Genomic DNA, 24,044 nt, shown 5'->3' with positions numbered 1-24,044 from the left:
GACTGTGCCTAGTGTGGGTAGTCCTGTGACTGTGATGGTGAGGGGGTCTCCGTCTAGGTCTGTGGGGGCTGCTAGGCCTAACCCTGTGTCTGTGCTGCCTTCGTCTACTGTGATGGCGCTGCTGTTGGCTACTGGGGGTTCGTTGGGGTTGATGGTGATGTCTGTACTTCCGGTTACTGTTTCTGTACCGTCGCTGACACTATATGTGAAGTCTCCTGGGTCGTCTATGCCGTTGTAGTCGGCGGGGGCGTCGTATTGTAATGTTGTGAGTTGGGCTGGTGTTAATACCTGGTTGTTGGTGACTGCTGTGCCGTCTGCTAGGGTGACTGTGCCTAGTGTGGGTAGTCCTGTGACTGTGATGGTGAGGGGGTCTCCGTCTAGGTCTGTGGGGGCTGCTAGGCCTAACCCTGTGTCTGTGCTGCCTTCGTCTACTGTGATGGCGCTGCTGTTGGCTACTGGGGGTTCGTTGGGGTTGATGGTGATGTCTGTACTTCCGGTTACTGTTTCTGTACCGTCGCTGACACTATATGTGAAGTCTCCTGGGTCGTCTATGCCGTTGTAGTCGGCGGGGGCGTCGTATTGTAATGTTGTGAGTTGGGCTGGTGTTAATACCTGGTTGTTGGTGACTGCTGTGCCGTCTGCTAGGGTGACTGTGCCTAGTGTGGGTAGTCCTGTGACTGTGATGGTGAGGGGGTCTCCGTCTGGGTCTGTGGGGGCTGCTAGACCTAAGCCTGTGTCTGTGCTGCCTTCGTCTACTGTGATGGTACTGTTGTTGGCTACTGGGGGTTGGTTATCACTAATATTAACAATGATCGTACCCATACCCATTAGCGGACCGCCACTACCTTGATCCGGATCATCCGTGGCTGGATCGCTATCTTCTGTGTTACCATCATCAATAGTGTATTTAATAGTTACTGAATCTGGTTCATCTCTCAAAGCAGCGGCTTTACTATAGGCAATATTTTGCAATGCCAGGTCAACTAAGTCGCCAGTAGCATTATCATTGAATGTTAGTAGCAGTGTGCCATTAGCATTAGTAACTGTACCAATAGTAATACCGTTAACTATGAGAGGTGTCAGAGGGTCATTCTCTGTTAATTCTCCTAATACTCCAGTATTACCACTACTAAATTTATCGTCATTATTTGCCCCTCCATCTCTTGACAAGGTAAGGGTAGCACCACCGTAGTTGTTTCTTTCATCTAGTTCTATATCTGTAATTGTGGCATCACTGTCTAGAATAACTGGAACGCCATCTGGGGTGACAGTGATAGTATTATCCAGATTTTGAAAAGAAGGAGGATCGTTAACTGGAATAACATTAATCGTAGTGATCGCAGTATTACCCAGATTCCCTTCTGTATCAGTTAACTGAATATTTACTTCCCTTGGAGTTCTGTCAGGAGTATCACTGGGATTCCTAAATTGAATTGCTTTGAGAGCTGCTTCAAAATCTTCTGGGGTGGCTCCATTTATATTATCTACTGCTGTCAAGGTAATAAGATTACCACTGACGTTGGGAGTTATGCTATCAGGTAAAGCTGAAGCAAAGAATAACTCATCATCTGTTTGAGGATTAGTCAGCGTAATAGTTGCGCTTAGAATATTTCCACCATCCACTGGAATTCCATCAGCATCTACTGTAGATCCATCAAAATCTTGAATTTGTACAGTCTCATCAACTATATCAACACCAGTATCATTCTCAGTAAAGGTTTCTTCATAAGTGAAAGCGGGAGTCTCAGGATCCTCATCAGGATCAATAAACGGAACATCAAACGGCGATGGTTGCCTTGGGTCGGACATTCCATCGTTACTATTTGTAGGTGCAGCATTAGCAACGAAAGTCGCTGTGGGAGAAGCTATCAGATAATCATCAACACGATAAAATTCTCCTACATTGTTACGACTAACATATAAATTATCTTCACGATCTATCCATGCAGCACCAAACTCCTCTCCAGCAGGTAAACCAGGTACTATTGTTGTAGTAATACTATTATCTTGTAAATTGATTGTATATAGCTGACCATTGTTACCTACTCCGTAGAAGAATTCGTTGCCAGTAACATCATCTCTTCTGTATACTAGATCTACAACTCTCTGTAAGCTATCTCCAGTAAGATTAATCTGTTCTTGAACGCCAGTAGTCAGATTAATTTTTGTAAGTTGTGTATCACCTGTCCGTACCCACAGATTACCTTGATCGTCTACATCCCCTGAATTTAATTTTCGAGTTCCAGTTACTGGTAGAAAACCTAAATCTTCAATTGTGCCATCAGAATTAATCCTAATAACATTTCCTGCTGTCTCCCCGTCCCCCTCATCATTATCTGTAATTTGAATTCCATAAAGAAAGTTATCTTGTATATTATACCCAGTGGCATTATATACAGGAACTACAGGGACTCCTCGCTGTTCATAGTCACCTGTGAGAGGATTATATATTCTTAGCTCACCAGCAATAACCTGATAAAAATAAGGCTGTTCCTCAAAAGGCTCTAGAATATGCTCCCACTGATGTTCAACCCGATCGCTGAATGCTAGGCCAACCTCAATCTCACCTTTAGTAACCTCTAACTCCCAGTCACCACCCAAAGCAGCACTACCTGTTGGTCTAGCAGAAGCAGCAATATTTGCCCCTGTTAACTGATGTAGCTTTTCCAAAAATTCTGTACCTGCATTTCCGGAAGCTATATTACAACCATAGAGCAATATATTAGTAACCGACCAAGTTTCTAATTCTTCAGCATAATCATTGTTGATATTATTAATATTTAATTGGCTATTACCCAAAGATAAACATCCCGGTACACCGTGAGATACTATATGTATGGATGATATGTGAGGATATTTTTTGATAATTTTGGTAATTTGCTGAATACCATCGTCATTTGGATGAAGAATAACTACTTTTGTCCCTGACAAAACTTCTGTAGCTAAACTCTGATAATCCTCCACATGAGAGTCTATAAAGACTATTTGTTGTTGTGTTTTTGCTTCTGTCGAAAAATCAAATAATTCGATAGACTTTTTGGTAGATAAGGATTGGTAGATGTTGATTGTAGACATTGGATTTTTTTCCTTAAAAATTGATGGTAGATAGAGTTTATTTGTTAACCTTATATATAGACGATTTTATTAACTTGGTGTTTCTCTAAATTAGATACTAAACCAAATATAAGAGTACTAGCCTCTTGTTAATTATCTATATCTATAGTTTTAATTTTAAGACAGACAGCAACTCAAACGCTTCCTACAAGTGGGTGATGATGATATTCACACCATTTGATTATTTACAGATATTAAAAGTTTATTGTGTTCCTATATAGAAATTCATAATATACATCATGAATTTTTCTCCATCAAAAATAGAATGGAGAATTTATACTTTACTTCTTCTTAAAGAGAAACAAACAAAGCTAATAACTAAATACTAATTTATATCAAGTTACTCAATAAGTTTAAACAAGGCAAATATACTTATTTGTTTTGTTATATCAAGTTTGGCTAACCGTCATATCATGTCTGGTTAAATACTGAATCAATAATTGCTTCAGAGTCAGACTAGGGCACATTAGCTTAGGCCACCAAAGGAGTTATGAATTTAGATTATATTTGATTGAATAGTTATTGACATCCTCCCAACGCTGCTCTCACGAGACAGTATGGGATTCCCTAGTATCAATACTAGGGGCCTTCTGTTGCCTCTTGACAGAAGAGCTGTGCTAACAATTCAGCTCTGCTCTCACGAGACAGTATGGGATTCCCTAGTATCAATACTAGGGGCCTTCTGTTGCCTCTTGACAGAAGAGCTGTGCTAACAATTCAGCTATCCTCTGGGATTTACTCCTTTCAGGTCTAAAGGTGCGTTCCACAGTACGTCGCCAATCCGACGGCTCCCCTAGACACTGCGAGTCCTGCAGCCAAAATATTTATTGCCACATTAATATCCTTGTCATGGTGAATACCACATTATGGGCAATCCCACTCTCTTACACTACTCAGAAAATCTAAATCTTATTATTTTTTCCAAGATGTAAGCATAGCTGAAGTTTCTTTGTAGCCTACTCGTTGCTTGTGTTCATACCAGGCTTTAGTTCTAGCTGCTAAAGCTTTGTTGTAGACCAAGCGTACACAACCCAACGTCCTTAGTAGGAAATTTTCCTGCGACTGAGTAAGGTAAAACCTGAATTTGTACACTTTTTCAACCATCTACTGTTTAGTTATTGAACAAATAAATTTTAACATCTTATCTGTGAAACCGCAATAATATTAATTGGCATTCATCCCGATCCTCCCGTGACCAGAGAGTCCCGGTCTTCTGCCAACGTTGAGATAAACAATAAAGAACAGGGATAACATTGACAAACAGTTCAACAGAGGGGATACTTGAGCAAATATAGAGAGGAGGAGAGTTTTTATCACTAATTTAAGAGACTTGATCTTCGCCCATCTTACAGCAAAATAACATTACCTTAAGTTTACTTTATATATTATATATAATATATCCTTAAATTTTCTCTATAGCACGTTTGAAACCACAATTTTTGACCGTTGCTAGTGCTAAAGAGACTGCTAATACCTCAATCAATATCTATCTGTTTTTTGAGTGTCTCCAATTTGTCGTGAGTTGAGTCATCTACTATCCTTGTGCAAGTTGAAGAATTCCGCATTATTGATCAAGCGCAACGTCGGGAGGATGTCAAACATAAAAACTAACGGGAGAAAAGTTCCCGGAAGATTTATCCCCTGGTTGAATAACGACACGCGGGTTTTAACCCGGAGAAAAGTATGTTATACTAGAAATAGCAAGTAAAAACAAGGTTTGCCGCCATGACAAGACCGCTAGTGCGGTGAAATTCCGGCGAACAGGAGATGGGGACGATGCTTCCTACGAGGGCTGTTTGCGCAGCATTCCGCAGGAAAAGCAAGCAACGCAGCTAGAGCAGTGATTTATAGCTCCAATATCTTGAGTAAAACCACTCGTGAAAGCTACAAAAAAAAAGGTAAGCTCACAGCTAGATTTCGATCTATGCCGAGGAGTATAGAAGTCTGCCCTTCAGTCTTGAAGCAAATGTGGATTTATATTTGCGGTGGATTTGCCACAGAATCCAGGGTGTTTCAACCCCTGGAGATGTCAATATTATCTCTATCACAAATCTTGAAAGAGGACTCCCATTATAATCGCGAGATTTAACGGTAAGACGGGGCGTATAAACTGCGCGGGAAACCCACCCAGACAGCCTCTCATAAATTTCAACCAGAAAAATAATTGAGCAACAGGCGAAACATTTTTGGTTTTATAATCCTATCAATAGCGGTGGGACACACCGTTAAATAAAAGCGCACCCCCTGCCCTGAGGGAACCTCAGGGTAAAGACGGAGCCAGAAAGCTTGTGGAGATGGTAATTGCGGAAGTACAACTCAGTTTATTTGATTTGTTGCCTAATCAAGAATCCGTGTTAGCGTAGCGTTGCGCCATCAAAACAAGAATCTCCCGTTATCATCTTTAATTTGACGGTGAGAGTGTTAATTGTAGAGAAATTCCATTCCTGAGCTTACATCGGGGGCCATTAGCCCCTATTGTGAATTATTCAGCAGTAAAAATTAATGTTCCTTTTGCTGCTTCTAAACTATCACTAATTTTTTGCCCATCGTGAAAAGCAGCCAAAATTACATCACAAGTTTTTCCCCAAGCAATTATACCGTTGGCATCAATAGCGATCGCTCCTAATTCCCTCTGATGTTCGTGAGCTTCAGCAAATGAACGTTCAAAAGCTGCTTTGAGTGAAAAACCATCTGTTACCCGAATCACAATTTTGGCGGCCAAACATTCATCAATAATATCTTCTCCAATGCCTGTACAGCTAACTCCAGCACTACCAGTGGCATAATTTCCGGCGGGCATGGCCGAATCACTTACACGACCAATCTTTTCAAAACCTTTTCCACCAGTAGAAGTACCTGCTGCTAATCTCCCTTCTTTATCTAAGACTACAACTCCTATGGTGCCAGTGCCTGGAGATTCTGCCACGACATTTGCCATCTTTCTACTAAAGTCTTGTTTGCGGTCTTCTAGCCATTCGTTTAATCGTTTATCTGTGAGGGGGTTGTAAACGGGCATTTGTAGTTCCCGCACAAATTCAGCAGCTCCATTATCTGATAATACGCGATCGGGCGATGTTTGCAGTGCTTTGGCCAACTCAATGGGGTTTTTAATCCGGGAGACATTGATCGCCCCACTAAACCGATGATTCAAACCATCCATCAAGGAAGCACTCATCCGAATTTGGCCATCAGATTGTAGGACTGAACCGGTCCCAGCATTAAATATGGGGTCATCTTCTAATAGTTGACAACCACGGACAACTACATCAATGGCCTTTGTGTCGCCCAGAAGCAAGTTATGTAATTCATCTACTATTCTATGGAGAGATTTACGAACAGTTTCTAATCCTCCTTTTTCCTCAAGGGAACTACCTGCACCGCCGTGAATAATTAGTTTTGGTTGCATTTTTTGTTGTGATTAACTACAGAATAATTGACATACTTTAGGTAAGCTGTTTTGCATTTAAACCATATATCCAATTTTTGTCAAAGGGAATAGGGAATATACAGCATATTTCGGGCAAATGATGTACAGGGTAAATGGTGAAAACATTGTAGTGCGGTCATCTTGCCTGCGATGGGTGTACCTCATAGAGTCGCAAAGTGCTGTAAAATCTAAATTATTCTTAGCTTATGAGGCTATATGTCTGTTTGTTTGTCAATATTTGACTTGCGTCGCCGACATCTTTCAGAACAATATTTGACTTGATCCCAACACTCAGCCCATTTTTTCCGCCAGCTAAAAGGGCGATTACATACAGGGCATATTTTGGTTGGTAAGTCAGATTTAGATTTAGTCTTTCCCATACATGATATGATATTTAGTCTCAGTGTGTGAAAAAAGCATTGTTTATATTACCTTTGCTAGTTTTTTGCTGTTCTGATTTTTGCTTATTTTACTATACCTATTAATTATTTTACCGAAAAAAGATGATTTTGAGAATTTAAAATTTATCTACTTTTAAAATATCAAATCTAGGCTTCTAACTATAAACAATTTTTCCTTCTACCAAGAGGAATATACAGCCAAAAGTTGGGAATTTTAGATAATTTTTTTCTTCTTGATTAATTTATGCAAAAATGAAGACTTGTAAAAACTTATTGACGAATATTTTTCCTTATGTATTGCTTTTGATGATGACGGCGATAGCTCTTTATTTTACGAGGCCAGTTTCTTTACAAATTCGTTGGAATGATGAAACACTTTACTACACTGTAGCTCAAAATATTGTGCGTCATTTTGACTTTAATAGTAATCATTATTTAGCTAGTAGTATTATTCAAAAGGGTTATCCGACTAAGGATACTCATCTCCCTGGTTATCCTTTGATTTTGGCTGTTGGTTTTTTGATTGGTGGCATTAATGAAAGAACACCGTTTTTTGTTAATTATTTTCTGCTGATTTTGACGATATTTTTAATTTTTACAGTTGGCAGATTCATTGCTAATCAATGGGTTGGTTTTGGGGCTAGTTTGATTTATTTGATTTATCCTTACACTTTAATTTTGACTCATTCAGTAATGACAGAAATATCGGCTGCTGCTGTAATCATGGTAGTTGTTGCTCTTTTGTTTGTACAAAAAGAAAGCTTTTTAAAAGGGATATTTTTAGGTTTAGTAATAGCTTTAGCATATTTAATCAAACCATTCTTATTAACCTTGTTTCCTGCAAGTATAGCTGTTTTGTGGATTGAGAAAAATCAACATTACAAAAAAACTTTATTGAGCTTACTATTTTCTTTTGGATTACTGTTTGTCACTGTTTTAATTCCCCTTTCTCAAAATCAAGAAATTTATCCCTATGCAGCAACAATAATTTTATCCCAATCTAATTTGACTGATATGCTGAGAATGATCTGGGAAAATTTTCTATTTAATTGCACTCTCATAATTAATTTTAAAAAATTTTCAGTCTATGGAACAATTACTATTTCAATGCTAGTGTTATGGAGTATTAATTTAGCTGTACTTGCAACAGCAAGTTATCAAAAAAAGTTACAACGATGGCAAAAATATACAAATTTATCTATTTTTAGCTTAATTAATTTTCTCTCAGCTTTACTGGCATTTTTATTACTTTATCAATATATTAATGCAACTAGAGGATTAGCAGTTTTTTCTCCATTAATGGCAATCTTATCTGTGACTGGTTTGTGGCTATTAACACCACAATTAAAAATCAAAAAAGTAGTAGCTATTGGATTAGGAATTTGTCTGTATTTAAGTTACTCAAACTTTGTCACTTTTCACCTACTCAGAAAAACCCAACAAAGACAGTATCAACGTTTATCTACTAATAGTTCCCGATTAGAAAAAGTCATCTCAAAATTGCCAATTCAACCACAGGTAGTTATGTCTGAAAAAAATCTTTATTTAGCGATCGCTAATTATCCAACTCAAGTAATTTGGCAATTACCCCAAACATTACATGAATTACGAGAAGTAGAAAAAAAAGTGACAATAGAATTGATAGAATTAAAAGATTCTGACCCAATTTTTCAAGAAAATTTACAAGTTTATCATAATTTAAACCTATTAAATAACCGTTACATCTTACAATACCAAGACCAAAATTTTTATTACTATTTAAGATTGAATAAATAATATACATCAGATAAAATAATTTTCTAAATATGGAAGTAGATTTTATGAAATATTCGCCGTTTTTTTTTAGATAAAAAAAATGCTTATGTATCAAAAAATTCTATCAATTTATCTCTTTTAAATTCTGACTTATAGCATCCTAATATAAACGATACCAGAAGTAATTTAATCTCAAAAAATTCAAACAGGTAAATTTATATTGGTCACTAATATCTTCAACAAAAAACAGATGGAAATTTACAACCATTAAAACCTGGGAAACTAAGGTTTAGTCATTTGACAAATGCGGAACTAGACTTAAGATAACTAGTATCAGACTGTTGCTAATACTAAGTTATACCAGTTTGAAAAAATAATGCTTTGAAGAAGGAGACAGGAGACAGGAGACAGGAGACAGGAGGAAAATTACATGGGGATTCGCTCCCCCAAGTAATTTTGAACACTCCAGTTGACGGTGGGGTATTAAACCCACAAAGAAAATGATAAAAAGTGCATCTTGATCGGATATGCTTAAAAATAGCTTATCCAGTTCATTTTAGATAGTTATATCTATCGTTTTCCCTTTTTTTTCAATATTTATCCTTCTTCCTTCTTGCTTCTTCCTTCCTTCTTACTTCTACTATTTGTAACAAACGTTGATCAAATTGGTATTAACAATTGCATGGGGTTCTTCGCTGAATTTATATTTAGCTTCTACCCAATTTTCTCCTTTAGAAGTTTCCAGAAGAGTTGGTTTGACTTTTCCCATAAATCTTCGCTGTAAAAATTGATGATTCATATCAATTAAATTTTCTTTAATAAATGAATAATGAAAATTACCCGACGGGAAAAATACATGGTTTTATATTCATTATTAGACCAATTTTTAATGTCTGGAAAGGGCACGGTTTTAGCTAATTCTGTTTTTCTAGAAAAGACAAAAATATGACCATAAGCTTCCTGACAAGGATAACTTTTTACTCCTTTTGGTAAAGGGCAACCTGTTGGTAAATAAGAAACTTTTGTTATTTTTCCTGTGTTATCGTATTGCCATCCATGATAACTGAAGCAAACCAGATTTAATATCAATTTATGGGTAAAGCAGAAACTACTCAATATCTAGATGCAAAAAATTCCTAAATTCACCGATAATTGATATAATTAAGCCCATATAATATTACTATTTTTTTTGATTTAATAATGGCAAATTTAATCTTACTATTTCTGTTAAGTATTACTCAGGTTTTAGGAGATATTTGGTTAAGTAAAGCCATGAAACAATTTGGGGTAGTAAATCTAGTTAATTCTGAAAATTGGATACCATTAATATCTTATTTACTGACAAATTTTTGGATTTGGTTAGGAGTAATTTTTCTCATGCTTTCTCTGGGGTTATACCTCACTGTTATTTCTAAACTTGACCTGAGTTATGTACTATCAATACACTCTTCAACTTATTTATTAAATGCTTTATTTGCTTGGTTGATTTTAGGCGAAACAATTTCAAATATGCGGTGGATAGGAACTTTAATTATAACTATTGGTGTATTGATTGTGGGTTTAAGTAAAACTCTTTATGAAGACCGACGAAACCATAATTTTTATCTCCTCTTAATGGCATTATCTTTGAGTTTTTATCGGTCTAAAACTTGGTTGGCGATCGCGATTATTGCCTTGGCTGATTCAACAGGAGATTTGTATCTTGCCAGAGGAATGAAAGAAATCGAAGAAGTAAATTTACAATCAATGAAAAATCTCATTAAACAAGTAGGTATAATCCTCATAAATCCTTTAATTATTAGTGGAGTTTTTTGTCAAACAATTGCTTTTTTATCATTGATTTCGGTCTTAAGTTGGGCAGATGTTAGTTTTGTGCGACCTGCCACAGCTTTGACTTATGTTTGTAGTATTTTAGGAGCGAAAATTTGGTTAAAAGAAAAGGTTTCTCAAGGGAGGTTGATCGGAATTATTTTTATTGTAATTGGTCTGATAGTTAATCGATAAGGAAGAAGGAAGGAGGAAGAAGGAAGAAAGAAGAAGGATAAATATTGAAATTATATTACCGAATAATTAATAATTAATAATTAAATAATTCTGGTTTAAAGCCGACCCTTTTAAGGGGAAAAAAAGCCGTCGTTAGCGGAGATTCCCGTAGGGTGGGATGGATGGGTTTCCTAACCATATCCAATCGACCAAGAGAAGAAATAATATTTCCTTATATTCAATTCCGTAACGGTTTTAACCAGAGGTAATTATCAATTATCAGTCAATGAAAGTAGATTCCAAGTATATAAAGTACAAATATTAACAATTAAATGAATGCAAGTGCGTGCATCTTGCCCGCTTCGGGGTGTACTTCACCAAGGTAGAATCCGCTGTAAATCCAGCTCACCCTGTGAGCAAACTGAAAGTATAGATAGAGAAAGAGATTTAATGAATTGCCGGAATATTATTCAACTACAAGAAAAAGGTGATTGAGAATGAGGGGATAATTTGGACTATATTTTGGGTTAAATTAGATAAATAGCGGAGATTTAATACTGATGAATAAAGCAATAGCTCAAACCATTGCTTCTACATTTCATTTTTGGGAAAACCTAGATTCTGAAGCCAAAACAAACTTTCTTAACAAATGTCAACAAATCAGTTTGTCGCCCAGTCAATTTGTCTGTTTAGAGGGAGATATTTGTCATCATTTACCACTCATAATTTCTGGAAATGTTCGTGTTTACAAAATAGGAGAAAGTGGTAGAGAAATTACTCTTTATCATTTAGAAAAAGGTGATAGTTGTATTATGACAGCTTCTTGTATCATCAGTCAAAAAGTATTTCCAGCATTTGCCATTGCCGAGACGGAAATTGAAGCTTTGATTATTCCTGCAAATAGCCTCAAAAAATGGGTAAGGCACAACACCATTTGGCAAGAATATATCTTCGGAATACTTTCCCAACGATTAGCTAATGTAATTGAAATAATTGAAGAGGTTGCTTTTCGTCGCATGGATTCTCGAATTGCATCATATCTTTTACATAATGTCAATAGTAAGATACAAACTTTACAGATAACCCATGAAGCGATCGCTCAAGAATTAGGCAGTTCTAGAGAGGTAGTTAGTCGAATTCTCAAAACTTTTGAAAGACAAAAATTATTATCTCTTTCAAGAGGAAAGATTGAACTATATAACTGGGAAAAACTTGAGAAGATTGCCCAGTTAGGAAAATATTAATTAGGGCTTGCTGGTTAAATATCAAAGCATTGAGATATAAAGACTTTAGCCTTTTTTCGGTCAAAAAAGGTGCGCCTGTTTCAGCTCTTCATGCTCAAAAAGGAGCGTATTTTAGGCGCATAGTTGGGCAGAACAATCTTGGGACAATTCTTACTCCTACCTCCTCGCTCATTCCCATTTCTCCTGTCTCCTGTCTCCTGTCTCCTACCCTCACCAATAAGACTTTTTCAGCAAACCCTAATTAGAAAATTTATCTTTTTCCTTATGGGTTTAATACCCCACCGTCTACACGGTGCAAATTTGGTAGGTGAATTGAGAATCCTCATCAACCCAAATCTTCTGACTCCTGATACTAAATCCGGTTATACAGCGATCGCACTTTCTACTTCCATTCAATGCAGACAGAAAATGCCGCAATATCCCCAGATAATTCTCACTCTCATTCTTCCTTTCTCCTGACTCCTGACTCCTTCTTCAATATGTGACTTTATCACAGAACAAATAGAGATAAATTGGCTATTGTTTTTCATAGATGACTAATTATTAGGAGGTCAAAATCACTATGGAAGAAAGTCTCCCTCTAGAATACCCTTCAATTTCTCGCCGACAATTACTTAACTTTCTAACTGGTGCAGTTGTCGCAACTACCGCCAGTACCGCACTCTATCCTGCAGCAAAATTTTTTGTCACCCCAGGAGAAAGTAACGAGGATGGTTCAATTATTGCCAGAGACCGCTTGGGATATCCCATTCCTGCCAGCCAGATTTTAGCACAACCAAAAGGAACTCGTGCTTTAGTCGCAGGAATAGCTGGAGAACCAACATATCTGGCGATCGCAGAAGATGGTAAGTTAGACACCATGGGAATTGTCGATAATTGTACCCATCTCGGTTGTACTTTTCCCTGGAATCCCAATGACAATCAATTTCAATGTCCCTGTCATGGGTCTCGTTATGCTGCTGATGGTTCTGTTGTAAGAGGTCCTGCTCCTCTTCCTCTGAAGCTAGTACAGGTCAAAGTACAAGAAGATGTCATCTGGATTTTTCCTTGGACAAAAAATGATCCCCGAACAGGAGAAAAACCTTGGTGGATTTAAGCATCAATAGACATCTCCAGAAAAGAGGCAGTAGGCAGCTTTGCTGTAGGCAGTAGGGAACCCACCCCTCGCCCCTCCCCCTCCCACGAGGGGAAAGAATTGATATATCTAGTGTGAGAATTGATTTGATTTTTTATTATAGGAGATGTCTAATTTACATTTACAGCGGTTTTCATTTCGGTAGACTACAGGGCGAATGGCCATTTGCTAACTCAAAGCTCCGCTATCGCCTCTACAGGGTTTTGATGTGGTTCATCAATCAGCAAAAGCGCTGTAGTAGATCAAAAACTCTTCTATAAACTTTAAATAGATTAGTTTTTTGTATTTTTTTAGGCTATATTTTGAAGTGTGATATCAAATCCGTTTAATTGGACATAAAAAAATTCTTAAATCGTCATAACTACGCTCATCAAAGTGATTCTCTCTCCTCCTGACTCCTGACTCCTCTTGACTTAACCAATCTATAACTGTTTCACCGGATTTGATATGAAATGTGGGCGATAGACTAACTTTGGTTGAAGGTGCGTTGCAACGCACCCTACAGGTATAATTCCTGTGTAAGTTCTGAATAATTAAAACCGCATAATCCAAGGCAACTCTTCCATCACTGCCCGCAGAGAATCTACATTACCTTTTCTTATTAAAGCTTTTGCCGTATCTAACAACTTACCTTTTTTGATTGACTGATAAGCATCCTGCATCGACACTGCAATATTTTGCATTAGACTCGAATCTCGATAACAATTAATCATACATTTTGTACAACCATCCCTTACCAACTTTGAACTATCAAACTCATAAATAGAACACATCGGTTCATGCCAAAAATGACAACGCCATAAGTTTAAATCCCAGTCCAGAAAAAAGAAGCGATAACCCGCCAAACAAGGATAACGCTGTTCCTCATCCTGGACAAACCTCTGCATTTCTTCCAGAGAAAGGGTCGGATTAACTACACGAAATTTCTTTTTCAGTTGCTTCACCTTTTCATAAGCTTGCCAGAGACTTTCATTTGTGTGAGTGACCAGACCAGCATCAGAAAATCCCAAAAAATTAGAATCAAGTTTAGTTAATGGATAAGAAAAAACCACTGACTCAAAACCAAGTGATGTCAGAAAATCAGGCAGTGCATCATAATCAACCAAATGACTCATGGTTACAGAAGCAGTCGAATACATACCAATATCTTTCAGCACTTGGTTAGCTTCTTTGATTTTATTGCATACACCAGGCAACCCACGATTTTTCTCGTGAATTTCTTCAGTTGCGGCATCAACTGATATGATTAAACTAGACAAACCTGCATCAGCTAATTCGTGAATTTTGCTCGGCGTTAACAACCCACCGTTTGTCACCACCATGCACTTGATACCCAATTCTGCTGCATGGTCAACGAATTTTATAAGATTGGGATTAAGAGTAGGTTCCCCACCTGTAAAAACTAGATATCTAATACCTTCTCGAAACAGGATATTAATTGAGTCTAATCCCTCATCGAGGCCGACAAACTGTGTTTGTTCTTTAGGAAAAGTATCCCGTGCAAAGTTGCAGAAACCACAATTAGCGTTACAAACATTGTTAATGGCAAATTGACAAAATCCTGGTCCTCCTGCCTGAAAAACTAGCTGTAAGGTATCTATAATGCTAGTTGTAGTTGACATACCACGATGTTTTTGGTTGGCGGTGAGTTTTGTACTGCTGTTCTCAGGTGTGTTGTGGATGTTTGTTTTCATAGTTATTGGTAGTTACTTTACTTTCTAGGGGTGGGAAAATGGGTAGAGGTTTGGTAACCAAGATCCTACAGGAGTCATACTAACTTAAACCATGAGCGATCATCCTGTAAACTAAACTAGAAACTTGTTATTGTTTTCAAATTGAAATAGTGGTGCTGAAATACCTATAAATGTTCCTTTTATCGTTGCTGCTAATGTGGGTTTATTTTCTCATCTCCGAGATTCAGGAATTGTACCAGATGTGTTTTTAAGCTTAAATATTATTGGCAGTGAAGAATGGTGGGAACGTAATGTTCGTTCTTATTTATTCTGGGAATTTGGTAAACCACCAGATGTAGTAATTGAAATTGTTTCTCCCGCTCCCGGCAATGAATTAGGAAGTAAATTAACAGACTATGCAGAGTTACGAATTCCTTATTATGTTGTCTACGATCCATTGCAAAAACTCAGCCAAACTGTACTGCAAGTATTTCAACTTTATGGTAGTTCTTATATTCCTAAAAATGATGCTTGGTTTGCAGATGTTAATTTGGGATTAACTCTTTGGAATGGTGTATTTGAAAATCTGAATGGTACTTGGTTGCGTTGGTGCGATGCCGATAGAAATGTGATTAAAACAGGAGATGAAATAGCAGCAGAAAAAAATGCTGAAATCTCTCAAAAGGATACTGAAATATCCCAAAAGAATGCTGAAATATCCCAAAAGGATACTGAAATATCCCAAAAAGACATTCAAATCAAACAGGCGTTATTATTGGCAATTGAAATGGGATTAAAACTCAAGTTTGGTGATGAATATGTGGAGATATTATCTGAGATTTCCAAAATAGACGATCTGAAATTGTTGGAGGCGTTAGCGGAGCTTTGCGTCAACAATCGCTTCTCAAATTCCTCAGATGTCCTCAACGGATGAATTGCGCAAACTATAGCGCTGCGCGCAGGCAACAGCTCATCTGGCAACAGCTCATCTGGCAATAGGGGGAATAAATTACCGATAATATAAGACTTTTGGGGTTGGTGATTAGGTAATGCCATTAAATATTTATGAACGGTACAATTTGGGGTTGGTGATTAGGTAATGCCATTAAATATTTATGAACGGTACAATTATAGTTTTTTTCATAGATATTTGAGACAAAAGCATTACGCATTCACCAATGCCAGACTTTTAGCTATTGGACACCTCCTGCAATTTGTAAATATGCCAGCCCACATTGCTATATATACTGAATAGCTCAAAAATCTGGTGCGAAACACACACTCTCATACCAGACCCGATAAATGTTTGCTGCAAATACACACCCGGTAGGGGCGAATGGCCATTCTCCACTACAAAGTTTTGGTTGTGACAATGTGGTTCAGAGATTGGAAAAAGCGCTATAAGTTAGGGCGTTGCTGAAGCACTTGTATGATATCGATCTTTAATTATTTAGGAGTCAACCCACCCCTAACCCCTCCCAAGAGGGGGAGTCAGGAGGACCGAGTCAGGAGGGAAGAAATAAGAAGAAAGAGTAGTAAGAGTAGTAGAAGAGAAACTTTTTTGTTCACTAATTATCCAGGCATGATTCATACCTCAAATAACCAACGCCTAAGTTAGAAAAAAAACGGAGAGGGTGGGATTCGAACCCACGGAGGTTTGACCCTCACTCGATTTCAAGTCGAGCGCATTCGACCACTCTGCCACCTCTCCATTAATAAGTCAAAAGTCAAAAGTCAAAAGTTAAAAGTTAAAAGTCATTTTTAATTTTTGTTCAGGAGTTAGAAATACTCTATAGCGCTACCCGCAAGTCAGAAGTAATCTCTGACTGAGTTTGAGCATTTAGGAATGTCCTAAGCTTTGATTCGACTGCTATAACTGTTTTGACATTTATATATTATAGCACTTGTGCAGGCTCAACAACAGATTTGAATTGGGAATATAAAATTTCTTCAGAAACTACTTTCAAATCATGGCCAACCCAAACCAAAGCAGCTTGAGATACAATACCTGCCTTCATAGATACAATTGAGAAATTCCGTTCTTTCTGGCCCTCATTTTCTATGATGCGTGGCACACTTGCTGCATTCAAATATAATGTCCCTTCGGTATCTACATCAACACGCTTACGCAACTTTTCCTGAATATGTCTCAATCTATGGTGCATGTGACCAAAAGTCACTAAGGAAATATTCTTGCCCAATTGCCGAGATTTTACAATGGCATCCCTAAAATCAGGGTCGCCGAAATCTCCACCTCTGGGTTGCCAGTCACGTCCCACTGGATCTTCGGGGGCATCTCCTAAACCAACAGGCCCATTATGGCCAAGAAAAATTATATTTTGACATACTGCATTCTCTACTGCCTTGACTATTAAATTAGTAGATTCCTCAAAACTATTAACTCCAAACCTTTGCTGATAAAAATCTTGATATTTCCATTCTGGACCTCCCCAACTAAAAGGACGAGTCCCAATAACTGTCAAGTCTAACTCTGGAAAATCTCGCTTTCCATAACCTACATGAGCTTCTCCAAATAAGTCTATTTGTTGTTGTACTCTGTCTTCTTGAGTTTGGTCATAAGGGCATTTTTTTCTGCCCCATTCTGTTGCGGTATACCAAGCATCGTGATTACCAAAAACTACTGCTTTAGGGATATCAATAGCAGCGATCGCTTGTACCACTTCTACTGCTTCATTACCAAAATCTCCCACAAATAGTACTAAGTCAACTCCTAGATATTTGAGGGCTATTTCATCTTCTGGTTCCCATTGATCGTGAACATCTCCAACAATGGCAATTTTACTCAACTTTTCTAGATTATCTGTCATTTTTGCTTTTTTTTGCCAATATTATTTTCTGTGAATTACTAGAAATATTTGGAATACTTTAAAGATTAGCTGCTATTTGCTAAATCCAATCTATCTAATCATATTTTTTTTGAGATAGTGAATAACTCTATTGAAGTTTTATTTACTTATTTGTTGTAGAATTGAAATCAAATTTATTCTCAAAAATAGACTTAAATCTAGTTTATATTGTATCACAATGGAACATCAACAACTAATTATTTTTACTCGCTATCCAGAACCAGGAAAAACTAAAACACGATTAATACCTGCTTTGGGGGCTGAAGGTGCAGCAAATTTGCAACGTCAGATGACTGAAACAACTGTAAAAAAAGCTAATAAGTTATTTGATTTTATTTCATTATCTGTTGAAGTTAGATTTGTCGGTGGCGATTTACAATTAATGAAAAATTGGTTAGGTTCAGATTTAAAATATCAAGAACAAGGTATGGGGGATTTAGGGGAACGTATGGCAAGAGGGTTTCAATCTGCTTTTAATCGGGGGATGAAATCTGTGGTAATTATTGGTATAGATTGCCCTAGTTTAACTTCTGAAATTATTTTACAAGCTTTTGCTAAACTGACTGAATCTGATGTGATAATTGGTCCTGCAACAGATGGGGGTTATTATTTAATTGGTCTGAGAAAAATTACTCCAGAATTATTTCAAGGAATTAATTGGGGAACGTCCGAAGTATTGTCAAAAACTGTAGCGATCGCTCAAAGTTTGAAGTTAGTTATTGATTATTTACCTAAGCTTTCTGATATTGACCGTCCAGAAGATTTAGAAAAATCACAGTTTAAAATTAAGGGTACATCTCAGTTTTGAAGAAAGCCAAAAACTTATAGCTTTTAGGGAACAGAGAATAGGGAATAGAGAATAGGAGAAAAGTATTTTTGTAAATATGAGATGCACCCCAAAAATTAGGATGCTCTATAGTCTGAGTTTATACAGCATATTCCAAGTATATGAAGTACAAATATTAATAATTAAATGAATGCAAGTGCGGGCATCTTGTCCGCGAGGGATGTACTTCACCAAGGTGGAATCCGCTGTATCATATTCGGATAATCAGTTATAAAAAAAACTTCTGTCCTGGAACCTTTCTTTACCTTCTGCCTTCTGCCTTCTACCTTCTGCCTTTCTTTAACTGATAACTGATAACTGAAATGACCAGTATTTCGATTATTATTCCTGTTTTAAATGAAGTTAGTACGATTACCCAAACAATTTCAACAGCTCAAACGGCAAAAGATAAAGATATAGAAATAATAGTTGTTGATGGTGGCAGTAATGATGGAACAATTGAGCTGATTAAATGTTTAAATATCCAAGTTATTTCTTCTCTTCCTGGTCGTGCCACTCAGATGAATTGTGGAGCAAAAATAGCAAGGGGAAAAATTCTTTTATTTCTACATGGAGATACCCTTTTACCTTCAAACTTTGACCGAATGTTGGAAGAGATATTGGTCAAACCAAAAATTATTGCAGGTGCTTTTGAACTAAGTATTAGAGGAACAACAAAAAGTTTACGAATAGTTGAAAGAATGGTAAATTGGCGGTCGCGTTATTTGCAAATGCCTTATGGAGACCAAGGAATTTTTCTCCCAGCCAAAATTTTTCAAGAAATTGGTGGTTTCCCAGAAATACCAATTATGGAAGATTTTGAATTGATACGACAGTTAAAAAAAAGAGGACAAATAGCCATTGTACCAGCTCCAGTATTCACCTCTGGTCGTCGGTGGCAAAAATTAGGAATACTCAAAACTACTTTTATTAATCAAATAGTTATCATTGCTTATCTACTTGGGGTATCTCCAAAAAGACTAGCGCGATTATATCGTAGACATATATGAACGAAGGCAGAAGGCAGAAGGCAGAAGGCAGAAGGCACAACTGGATGGCCTTTCTGACCCCATCCAATGACTGCTGACCGCTGATTGCTGACTGCTGACCGCTTTTTTAAAAATAACCAGATTAGATTAATTTTTTTAAAGTTGAAAACCAATTTTGAGAATAGAATGCACCTACCTCGTAAAATATGAGCTTAATATCTTCTAAAGATTTTTGAACTCCTACTCAGAGGAAAGAATTAAGTATGCCAGAAGCTACAGATACAGGATTTGTTCAACCCTATAACGGAGATCCTTTCGTTGGTCATTTATCTACTCCAATCAGTGATTCTGACTTTACCAGAACATTTATCGGTAACTTACCTATCTACCGTCAAGGTCTATCCCCAATTTTACGGGGTCTAGAAGTAGGTATGGCCCACGGTTATTTTATCGTTGGTCCTTGGACAAAACTCGGTCCATTACGGGATTCTGCAGTTGCTAACTTAGGTGGACTAATTTCCGCGATCGCCCTAATTCTAATTGCTACTATCTGCCTATCCGCTTATGGCATAGTTTCCTTCCAAGGAGAGAGCGCTGAAGGTGCAGACCCACTAAAAACTTCTGAAGGTTGGAGTCAGTTTACTGGTGGTTTCTTCATTGGTGCAATGGGTGGTGCCGTTGTGGCTTTCTTCCTAATAGAAAACTTTGAAATTGTAGACTCTATTTTCCGAGGTGTATTTAATTAAATACCTCTTAAATAATTGAAGATGTAAATCGGATTTTTATATTTACATCTTGCCTTTAATGGGTGAAATAATTACAGTCAAATTTTGCCAAAAAAACAAGTAAAATTTTGATTAAATTCAGATAATCACCTACTTTGAAATAGTGTAATTTAAGGAGAATTTGAAATGACTGGTTCTTATGCAGCAGCTTACTTACCTTGGATTTTAATTCCTGTAGTTACCTGGTTAATGCCAATTGTAGTTATGGGTTTATTGTTCATTTACATTGAGAGTGAAGCCTAGTTTTTTATCCTTCTAGCTCAATAAGTTAATTGAATAAAGTGGCGTGTGAACATCTACCTGATAATGCAGGGGGTAAAAACGCCACTTTTTTGATGTTTTTTGGGGTGGTTATTGTTCAACAATTAATAATTAATAATTACCGATCCTTGAAAAGAAGAGGATTGACTCAAAGGAAAATTAATTCATTGTTTCTCCTTGCTTATGAGAAGCTTTAAACCTTAATTAGAGTTTGCTGAAAAAGTCTAATAGTGATGGTAGGGAACAGAGAACAGTTTAGACTATCTGTCATGGCCAATTTTTCTGATAGTTAGTGTCAAAACTTTACTATTTTGAGACGACAACAGCCAAAAACTAGGTACTTTTTCCAGACCTAAAAAGGCTCAAACCTTTATTTGTTAATGCTTTTATATTTATTCAGCAAGCCCTAATTATTCGGTAATATTTTCCATTATTAATTGTCAGCATTAGGAATATTAAAATTATCGTATAATTACGGAGATAAAATAAATTTATAATATCTTATATATAGATTTTTCCGTATAAATATCAATGCTTTTCTTCCGATAAAGTGTTTCGATCAAAGTATATAGAATTTCCAGTCTTACATGAGGTGAAAAATTTTTGGATTTTAGGGAACACCTTAATATAGAAAAAAGACTGTATTCCATTAATATGAGAATCGCTATAGTCATAATTAATAAATTAATAACTATAGAATATCTGTGCTGACCTGTAAAAGATAACTAATACGGTTGAAATTTACTGAATAATATCGGGTAGAAAAGTGGAAGAAAAACTACAAGAATTAGCAGAAAAATATGAAATTCCTCTGGAACTAATTACAGCAGCAATTGAACTTGAAAAACAAGAAATTTTCAAGCAAAAACGTAAGACTGCTCCGACAAAATTACTCGAAATGATTGAACGTTATACAGACTCATCACAATCATTTATGGAGGATACTAATTATGGGACTTAAACTCAGAAGTATTCGTCTAAAAAACTGGAAATGTTATCAAAATGAAGAAATAAAATTTAACCTCAATACTGATAAGCAAATCTGGATTGTTTTTGGTCAAAATGGATTTGGCAAAACATCTATACTAGAGGCAATTCAATGGTGTCTTTACGGTGCAAAAGCTATTTCTGATTCTAAATTACTAGACCATTTTAATCGGGTAATAGTTAAAGAGAATCCTAATGTAGAAATGTCAGTAGAACTTGTTTTTGAGCGTAATGGAGATATTTATAATATTAGCAGAGTTGCAAAAAGAGAAATACAAGGCGAGACAGCTAGAGCAAAAGTAGAACTACCAGTAATCAATAAAAATGGTAAAAATATCAGAGATGTGCCAGAAAAAATTGAGGAACTATTGCCAAATTCCTGTAAAGAATTTTTCTTCTTTGATGGTGTAGAAATCAAACGTTATGCTCAACGAATTCACACTAAAGAAACCCACAAAGCCATAGAGAGAATACTTGGAATTACTGAATTACTAAATCTCCGGCACGATGTAGAAATTACTAGAAAAAAATTAGATAGAAAATTTGATGAAGTAGATTCGGTGAATGAAAGTCTCAGACAAGTCAAACAAAAACTTCGAGAAATTCAAGAAAATATAGAAGTTAAAACAGCACAACTTGAGCAAGCAAAATTAGATGAAAAAAATGCTATTAAAGAGCTGGAAGAAACAACAGAAGAAGCAAATAAAATTGAAGAACTACAAAATAAGTTAGAACAATTAAAGGACTTAGAAAGAGAGCAAGAACGTTGTAAAGAAAACCTCAAAAAAGCCACATAAAAATTAGAAAGTGGGTTGAGACAATCACCTATTCCGCTATTGATAGAATTTGTGATAGAAGTTGCAGATGATATGCAAAGTACAGCTATTACAACCGCTCGACGTTCTGGTTCAGTTAAGCTTTTACGAGAATTATTAGAAGATAAAACTTGTGTTTGTGGTCGTTGTATAGATGAAGATTCTCGTCAATTTATTATCAAAGAAATTGAAAGCTTAGAATCTTGTGTTAGTAGTACCCAAGAAGTAATCCGTCAGGATGAAATACGCAACCGTTTAGAAACAATTTCCGACTATAAAATACCTAATTTTGAAGACCTTTTGTTGGAGCGTGATTGTCTACAAGATGAACTAGAAACAATCAAACTAGACGCATATCGTCTGAAACGAGAAACTAAAGGAATTAATCAAGAAGAAGCTCAAGCAATATGGCAAACAGTAGGAGAAGCAGAGCAAATTACCAGACAGAAAAAAGAACAAATTGAGAGATTAAATAAGGAAATAGAAGATTTAAAAAAAGACGAAGAAAAACAACGCAGAGAAATAGAAAAATTAGCCACTCAAGATAAACAAACAGAAACTTTAGCAAAGCAACTAACACTAGCAAGAAGTCTTTATGAAGCCACAGATGAACTAATACAATGGCGCACAGAAGAAAGAAAACAAACCATCGAAGATAAAACCTCTAAAATTCATCGCCAAGTCACTAATAAACCAGAAGAATATCAAGGTATAAAAATTCAGCCAGACTATACTTTAGGAGTCAAAAATGCAGTAGGTCAAATTATCGACCCAGAAACCTTAAGTGCAGGAGAAAAAGAAGCTTTAGCCTTCACTTTTATCACAGGATTAAATTTAGCATCTGGTACAGCAGCACCTTTAATTATGGATACTCCTTTTGGTCATCTAGACACCAAACATCAGAAAAACTTAATTAAATCATTACCAGAAATTCCATCCCAGGTAATAGTTTTAGCAACAGACCGAGATTTTCCCTCGCATCTTTTAAATATTGTGGAACCTCACATTGCAGGTACTCTCAATATTCGCCGTCTTGGGGCAACAAAGGATGCTTCCGTAGTAGAGGAAGAAAAATGAAACGTATCGACCCCAACGCAACTATTCGCCCCACACCAGAAGCGAGAGGTTATTTGGACGCCCTCAAAAGTCAGGCCGTTTTCGGACGCATGATAGATGCTTATGTCTTTGCAGCAGCTTACGCCATCAAACAAAATGCTGATATCTCCCAAGTTACTCTCACAGGTCGCCAGGATATGGCAATTATGAAAATTGTTGATGATGAGGTACGTCTGGCACTAGAAGCAGGAGTTTATGCCATAACTAAACGCAACGGTCAACCCCAACCTAGTGAAAGTCGGGAAGTTCTGGAAATTATCACAAAATATGCAGAAGTGGGACTGAATTTGTTAAAAGTACGATGGGAAAGAAAGACTGGTACTCAAATTCAAGACGACATTCGCAGAATTATTACTGGCAAAACAGAATAAATGTCCACTTGACGAAGTCAGAAGTCAGAAGTCAGAAGCGAGTGTGTAATTCTGAGGTCCCCTCAGAATGTAAGACACACTTCATTTCAGTCAGAAGTTAACCCACCCCTAACCCCGACCGTGGAGGGGAAGTAGGGGATTTGAGCAACTCTCCAAAAACCCGATCGCCTTAAAAAGCGGGGTTTTAGACCCATATTATTTTGATTAGGACTTACGCAGATACCCTATATATAGTACTCATAACTATTGTCCAATAGTTACTGGACTCTATACACAGTGTCTTTGCGTAAGTCCT

Annotated in this window: 24 protein-coding genes, 1 tRNA gene and 1 pseudogene; 15 read left to right on the top strand and 11 right to left on the bottom strand. The window is 36.9% G+C overall.

The window, feature by feature from the left end; genetic code table 11:
• From D5R40_RS19435 to D5R40_RS19420, 4 genes and pseudogenes are all read right to left on the bottom strand, one after another.
• On the bottom strand, positions 1–3,075 hold a 3,075-nt coding region (locus tag D5R40_RS19435; protein WP_124155076.1), incomplete at its 3' end, for a DUF4347 domain-containing protein.
• Between the two features lie 954 nt (positions 3,076–4,029).
• A pseudogene (locus D5R40_RS19430) lies at positions 4,030–4,218 on the bottom strand (helix-turn-helix domain-containing protein); the annotation flags it as partial.
• Between the two features lie 1,378 nt (positions 4,219–5,596).
• A complete protein-coding gene (locus D5R40_RS19425; RefSeq protein WP_124143440.1) occupies positions 5,597–6,520 on the bottom strand; it encodes an isoaspartyl peptidase/L-asparaginase in 924 nt (307 codons plus the stop codon).
• A 233-nt stretch (positions 6,521–6,753) separates the two neighbouring features.
• Entirely contained in the window at positions 6,754–6,921 is a 168-nt protein-coding gene (locus D5R40_RS19420) for a DUF2256 domain-containing protein (protein ID WP_124143439.1), read from the bottom strand.
• Between the two features lie 273 nt (positions 6,922–7,194).
• On the opposite strand from D5R40_RS19420, the gene D5R40_RS19415 reads away from it, so the two are divergent.
• Together D5R40_RS19415 and D5R40_RS41275 are read left to right on the top strand one after the other, a co-directional pair.
• A complete protein-coding gene (locus D5R40_RS19415; protein WP_124155075.1) occupies positions 7,195–8,718 on the top strand; it encodes an ArnT family glycosyltransferase in 1,524 nt (507 codons plus the stop codon).
• 360 nt (positions 8,719–9,078) lie between these two features.
• The gene (locus D5R40_RS41275) at positions 9,079–9,201 is read left to right on the top strand and encodes a hypothetical protein (RefSeq protein ID WP_275670435.1); all 123 of its coding nucleotides are present in this window, start codon (positions 9,079–9,081) and stop codon (positions 9,199–9,201) included.
• A 136-nt stretch (positions 9,202–9,337) separates the two neighbouring features.
• Here D5R40_RS41275 and D5R40_RS37875 read toward each other — a convergent pair whose 3' ends face one another.
• Positions 9,338–9,496 carry a hypothetical protein gene (locus tag D5R40_RS37875; RefSeq protein ID WP_205127242.1) on the bottom strand — a complete coding sequence of 53 codons (159 nt, stop codon included), beginning with the start codon at positions 9,494–9,496 and terminating at the stop codon, positions 9,338–9,340.
• A gap of 5 nt (positions 9,497–9,501) precedes the next feature.
• Positions 9,502–9,786 (bottom strand): Rieske 2Fe-2S domain-containing protein, encoded by a 285-nt coding sequence (locus D5R40_RS19410; RefSeq protein ID WP_205127241.1) that lies wholly within the window; start codon positions 9,784–9,786, stop codon positions 9,502–9,504.
• Between the two features lie 111 nt (positions 9,787–9,897).
• On the opposite strand from D5R40_RS19410, the gene D5R40_RS19405 reads away from it, so the two are divergent.
• Together D5R40_RS19405 and D5R40_RS19400 are read left to right on the top strand one after the other, a co-directional pair.
• Positions 9,898–10,701: an EamA family transporter gene (locus D5R40_RS19405; RefSeq protein WP_192901045.1), complete on the top strand. Its 804-nt coding sequence runs from the start codon at positions 9,898–9,900 to the stop codon at positions 10,699–10,701.
• A gap of 539 nt (positions 10,702–11,240) precedes the next feature.
• The gene (locus tag D5R40_RS19400; protein ID WP_124143437.1) at positions 11,241–11,924 is read left to right on the top strand and encodes a Crp/Fnr family transcriptional regulator; all 684 of its coding nucleotides are present in this window, start codon (positions 11,241–11,243) and stop codon (positions 11,922–11,924) included.
• 94 nt (positions 11,925–12,018) lie between these two features.
• On the opposite strand, the gene D5R40_RS41270 is transcribed toward D5R40_RS19400, so the two are convergent.
• Complete coding sequence (locus D5R40_RS41270; protein ID WP_282433647.1) at positions 12,019–12,141, bottom strand: hypothetical protein; 123 nt, start codon at positions 12,139–12,141, stop codon at positions 12,019–12,021.
• A 345-nt stretch (positions 12,142–12,486) separates the two neighbouring features.
• Here D5R40_RS41270 and petC point away from each other — a divergent pair, with 345 nt between their 5' ends.
• The gene (gene petC / locus D5R40_RS19395) at positions 12,487–13,020 is read left to right on the top strand and encodes a cytochrome b6-f complex iron-sulfur subunit (RefSeq protein WP_124143436.1); all 534 of its coding nucleotides are present in this window, start codon (positions 12,487–12,489) and stop codon (positions 13,018–13,020) included.
• Between the two features lie 354 nt (positions 13,021–13,374).
• Here petC and D5R40_RS35600 read toward each other — a convergent pair whose 3' ends face one another.
• Both D5R40_RS35600 and D5R40_RS19385 read right to left on the bottom strand, forming a co-directional pair.
• Positions 13,375–13,611, bottom strand: coding sequence for a hypothetical protein (locus tag D5R40_RS35600; RefSeq protein WP_124143435.1), 237 nt, complete (start codon positions 13,609–13,611; stop codon positions 13,375–13,377).
• Entirely contained in the window at positions 13,593–14,753 is a 1,161-nt protein-coding gene (locus D5R40_RS19385) for a radical SAM protein (protein WP_124143434.1), read from the bottom strand. Before D5R40_RS19385 ends, D5R40_RS35600 begins: the two co-directional genes overlap by 19 nt.
• Positions 14,754–14,949: 196 nt before the next feature.
• On the opposite strand from D5R40_RS19385, the gene D5R40_RS19380 reads away from it, so the two are divergent.
• Entirely contained in the window at positions 14,950–15,666 is a 717-nt protein-coding gene (locus tag D5R40_RS19380; RefSeq protein WP_161564351.1) for a Uma2 family endonuclease, read from the top strand.
• 495 nt (positions 15,667–16,161) lie between these two features.
• Positions 16,162–16,350 (top strand): hypothetical protein, encoded by a 189-nt coding sequence (locus D5R40_RS35595; RefSeq protein ID WP_124143432.1) that lies wholly within the window; start codon positions 16,162–16,164, stop codon positions 16,348–16,350.
• A gap of 8 nt (positions 16,351–16,358) precedes the next feature.
• On the opposite strand, the gene D5R40_RS19370 is transcribed toward D5R40_RS35595, so the two are convergent.
• Positions 16,359–16,443, bottom strand: a tRNA-Ser gene (locus D5R40_RS19370).
• A 184-nt stretch (positions 16,444–16,627) separates the two neighbouring features.
• On the bottom strand, positions 16,628–17,560 hold the full coding sequence (locus D5R40_RS19365) for a TIGR04168 family protein (protein WP_124143431.1): 933 nt from the start codon (positions 17,558–17,560) through the stop codon (positions 16,628–16,630).
• A gap of 217 nt (positions 17,561–17,777) precedes the next feature.
• Between D5R40_RS19365 and D5R40_RS19360 the strand changes: the two genes are divergently transcribed.
• The 8 genes from D5R40_RS19360 (at position 17,778) to D5R40_RS19325 (ending at position 23,749) form a co-directional block, all read left to right on the top strand.
• The gene (locus D5R40_RS19360) at positions 17,778–18,407 is read left to right on the top strand and encodes a TIGR04282 family arsenosugar biosynthesis glycosyltransferase (RefSeq protein ID WP_124143430.1); all 630 of its coding nucleotides are present in this window, start codon (positions 17,778–17,780) and stop codon (positions 18,405–18,407) included.
• Positions 18,408–18,748: 341 nt separating this feature from the next.
• Positions 18,749–19,435, top strand: coding sequence for a TIGR04283 family arsenosugar biosynthesis glycosyltransferase (locus D5R40_RS19355; protein WP_124143429.1), 687 nt, complete (start codon positions 18,749–18,751; stop codon positions 19,433–19,435).
• A 242-nt stretch (positions 19,436–19,677) separates the two neighbouring features.
• Positions 19,678–20,160 (top strand): photosystem I reaction center protein subunit XI, encoded by a 483-nt coding sequence (locus D5R40_RS19350; protein ID WP_124143428.1) that lies wholly within the window; start codon positions 19,678–19,680, stop codon positions 20,158–20,160.
• Positions 20,161–20,325: 165 nt separating this feature from the next.
• Positions 20,326–20,442 (top strand): photosystem I reaction center subunit VIII, encoded by a 117-nt coding sequence (locus D5R40_RS19345; RefSeq protein ID WP_124143427.1) that lies wholly within the window; start codon positions 20,326–20,328, stop codon positions 20,440–20,442.
• A gap of 784 nt (positions 20,443–21,226) precedes the next feature.
• Positions 21,227–21,421, top strand: coding sequence for a hypothetical protein (locus D5R40_RS19340; protein ID WP_124143426.1), 195 nt, complete (start codon positions 21,227–21,229; stop codon positions 21,419–21,421).
• Complete coding sequence (locus tag D5R40_RS19335) at positions 21,411–22,244, top strand: AAA family ATPase (RefSeq protein ID WP_124143425.1); 834 nt, start codon at positions 21,411–21,413, stop codon at positions 22,242–22,244. The genes D5R40_RS19340 and D5R40_RS19335 overlap by 11 nt, the downstream gene beginning before the upstream one ends.
• A gap of 15 nt (positions 22,245–22,259) precedes the next feature.
• Entirely contained in the window at positions 22,260–23,339 is a 1,080-nt protein-coding gene (locus D5R40_RS19330) for a hypothetical protein (protein WP_124155074.1), read from the top strand.
• Positions 23,336–23,749 carry a hypothetical protein gene (locus D5R40_RS19325; RefSeq protein ID WP_124143423.1) on the top strand — a complete coding sequence of 138 codons (414 nt, stop codon included), beginning with the start codon at positions 23,336–23,338 and terminating at the stop codon, positions 23,747–23,749. Before D5R40_RS19330 ends, D5R40_RS19325 begins: the two co-directional genes overlap by 4 nt.
• Positions 23,750–24,044 lie beyond the last annotated feature (295 nt).

Origin of the sequence: Okeania hirsuta (genome assembly GCF_003838195.1) — a bacterium.
In the GTDB taxonomy this organism is placed as follows: Bacteria; Cyanobacteriota; Cyanobacteriia; order Cyanobacteriales; family Microcoleaceae; genus Okeania; species Okeania hirsuta.
Note: the sequence above shows the minus strand (reverse complement) of the source record. Positions and strands in the feature narration are given on the sequence as shown.

What these genes read in the sequence shown, in the direction of transcription:
- D5R40_RS19425 (WP_124143440.1), bottom strand. Translation starts at nt 6,520, where the DNA reads ATGCAACCAAAACTAATTATTCACGGCGGTGCAGGTAGTTCCCTTGAG.
- D5R40_RS19420 (WP_124143439.1), bottom strand. Translation starts at nt 6,921, where the DNA reads ATGGGAAAGACTAAATCTAAATCTGACTTACCAACCAAAATATGCCCT.
- D5R40_RS19415 (WP_124155075.1), top strand. Translation starts at nt 7,195, where the DNA reads ATGAAGACTTGTAAAAACTTATTGACGAATATTTTTCCTTATGTATTG.
- D5R40_RS37875 (WP_205127242.1), bottom strand. Translation starts at nt 9,496, where the DNA reads ATGAATCATCAATTTTTACAGCGAAGATTTATGGGAAAAGTCAAACCA.
- D5R40_RS19405 (WP_192901045.1), top strand. Translation starts at nt 9,898, where the DNA reads ATGGCAAATTTAATCTTACTATTTCTGTTAAGTATTACTCAGGTTTTA.
- D5R40_RS19400 (WP_124143437.1), top strand. Translation starts at nt 11,241, where the DNA reads ATGAATAAAGCAATAGCTCAAACCATTGCTTCTACATTTCATTTTTGG.
- petC (WP_124143436.1), top strand. Translation starts at nt 12,487, where the DNA reads ATGGAAGAAAGTCTCCCTCTAGAATACCCTTCAATTTCTCGCCGACAA.
- D5R40_RS19385 (WP_124143434.1), bottom strand. Translation starts at nt 14,753, where the DNA reads ATGAAAACAAACATCCACAACACACCTGAGAACAGCAGTACAAAACTC.
- D5R40_RS35595 (WP_124143432.1), top strand. Translation starts at nt 16,162, where the DNA reads ATGATATCGATCTTTAATTATTTAGGAGTCAACCCACCCCTAACCCCT.
- D5R40_RS19365 (WP_124143431.1), bottom strand. Translation starts at nt 17,560, where the DNA reads ATGACAGATAATCTAGAAAAGTTGAGTAAAATTGCCATTGTTGGAGAT.
- D5R40_RS19360 (WP_124143430.1), top strand. Translation starts at nt 17,778, where the DNA reads ATGGAACATCAACAACTAATTATTTTTACTCGCTATCCAGAACCAGGA.
- D5R40_RS19355 (WP_124143429.1), top strand. Translation starts at nt 18,749, where the DNA reads ATGACCAGTATTTCGATTATTATTCCTGTTTTAAATGAAGTTAGTACG.
- D5R40_RS19350 (WP_124143428.1), top strand. Translation starts at nt 19,678, where the DNA reads ATGCCAGAAGCTACAGATACAGGATTTGTTCAACCCTATAACGGAGAT.
- D5R40_RS19345 (WP_124143427.1), top strand. Translation starts at nt 20,326, where the DNA reads ATGACTGGTTCTTATGCAGCAGCTTACTTACCTTGGATTTTAATTCCT.
- D5R40_RS19335 (WP_124143425.1), top strand. Translation starts at nt 21,411, where the DNA reads ATGGGACTTAAACTCAGAAGTATTCGTCTAAAAAACTGGAAATGTTAT.
- D5R40_RS19325 (WP_124143423.1), top strand. Translation starts at nt 23,336, where the DNA reads ATGAAACGTATCGACCCCAACGCAACTATTCGCCCCACACCAGAAGCG.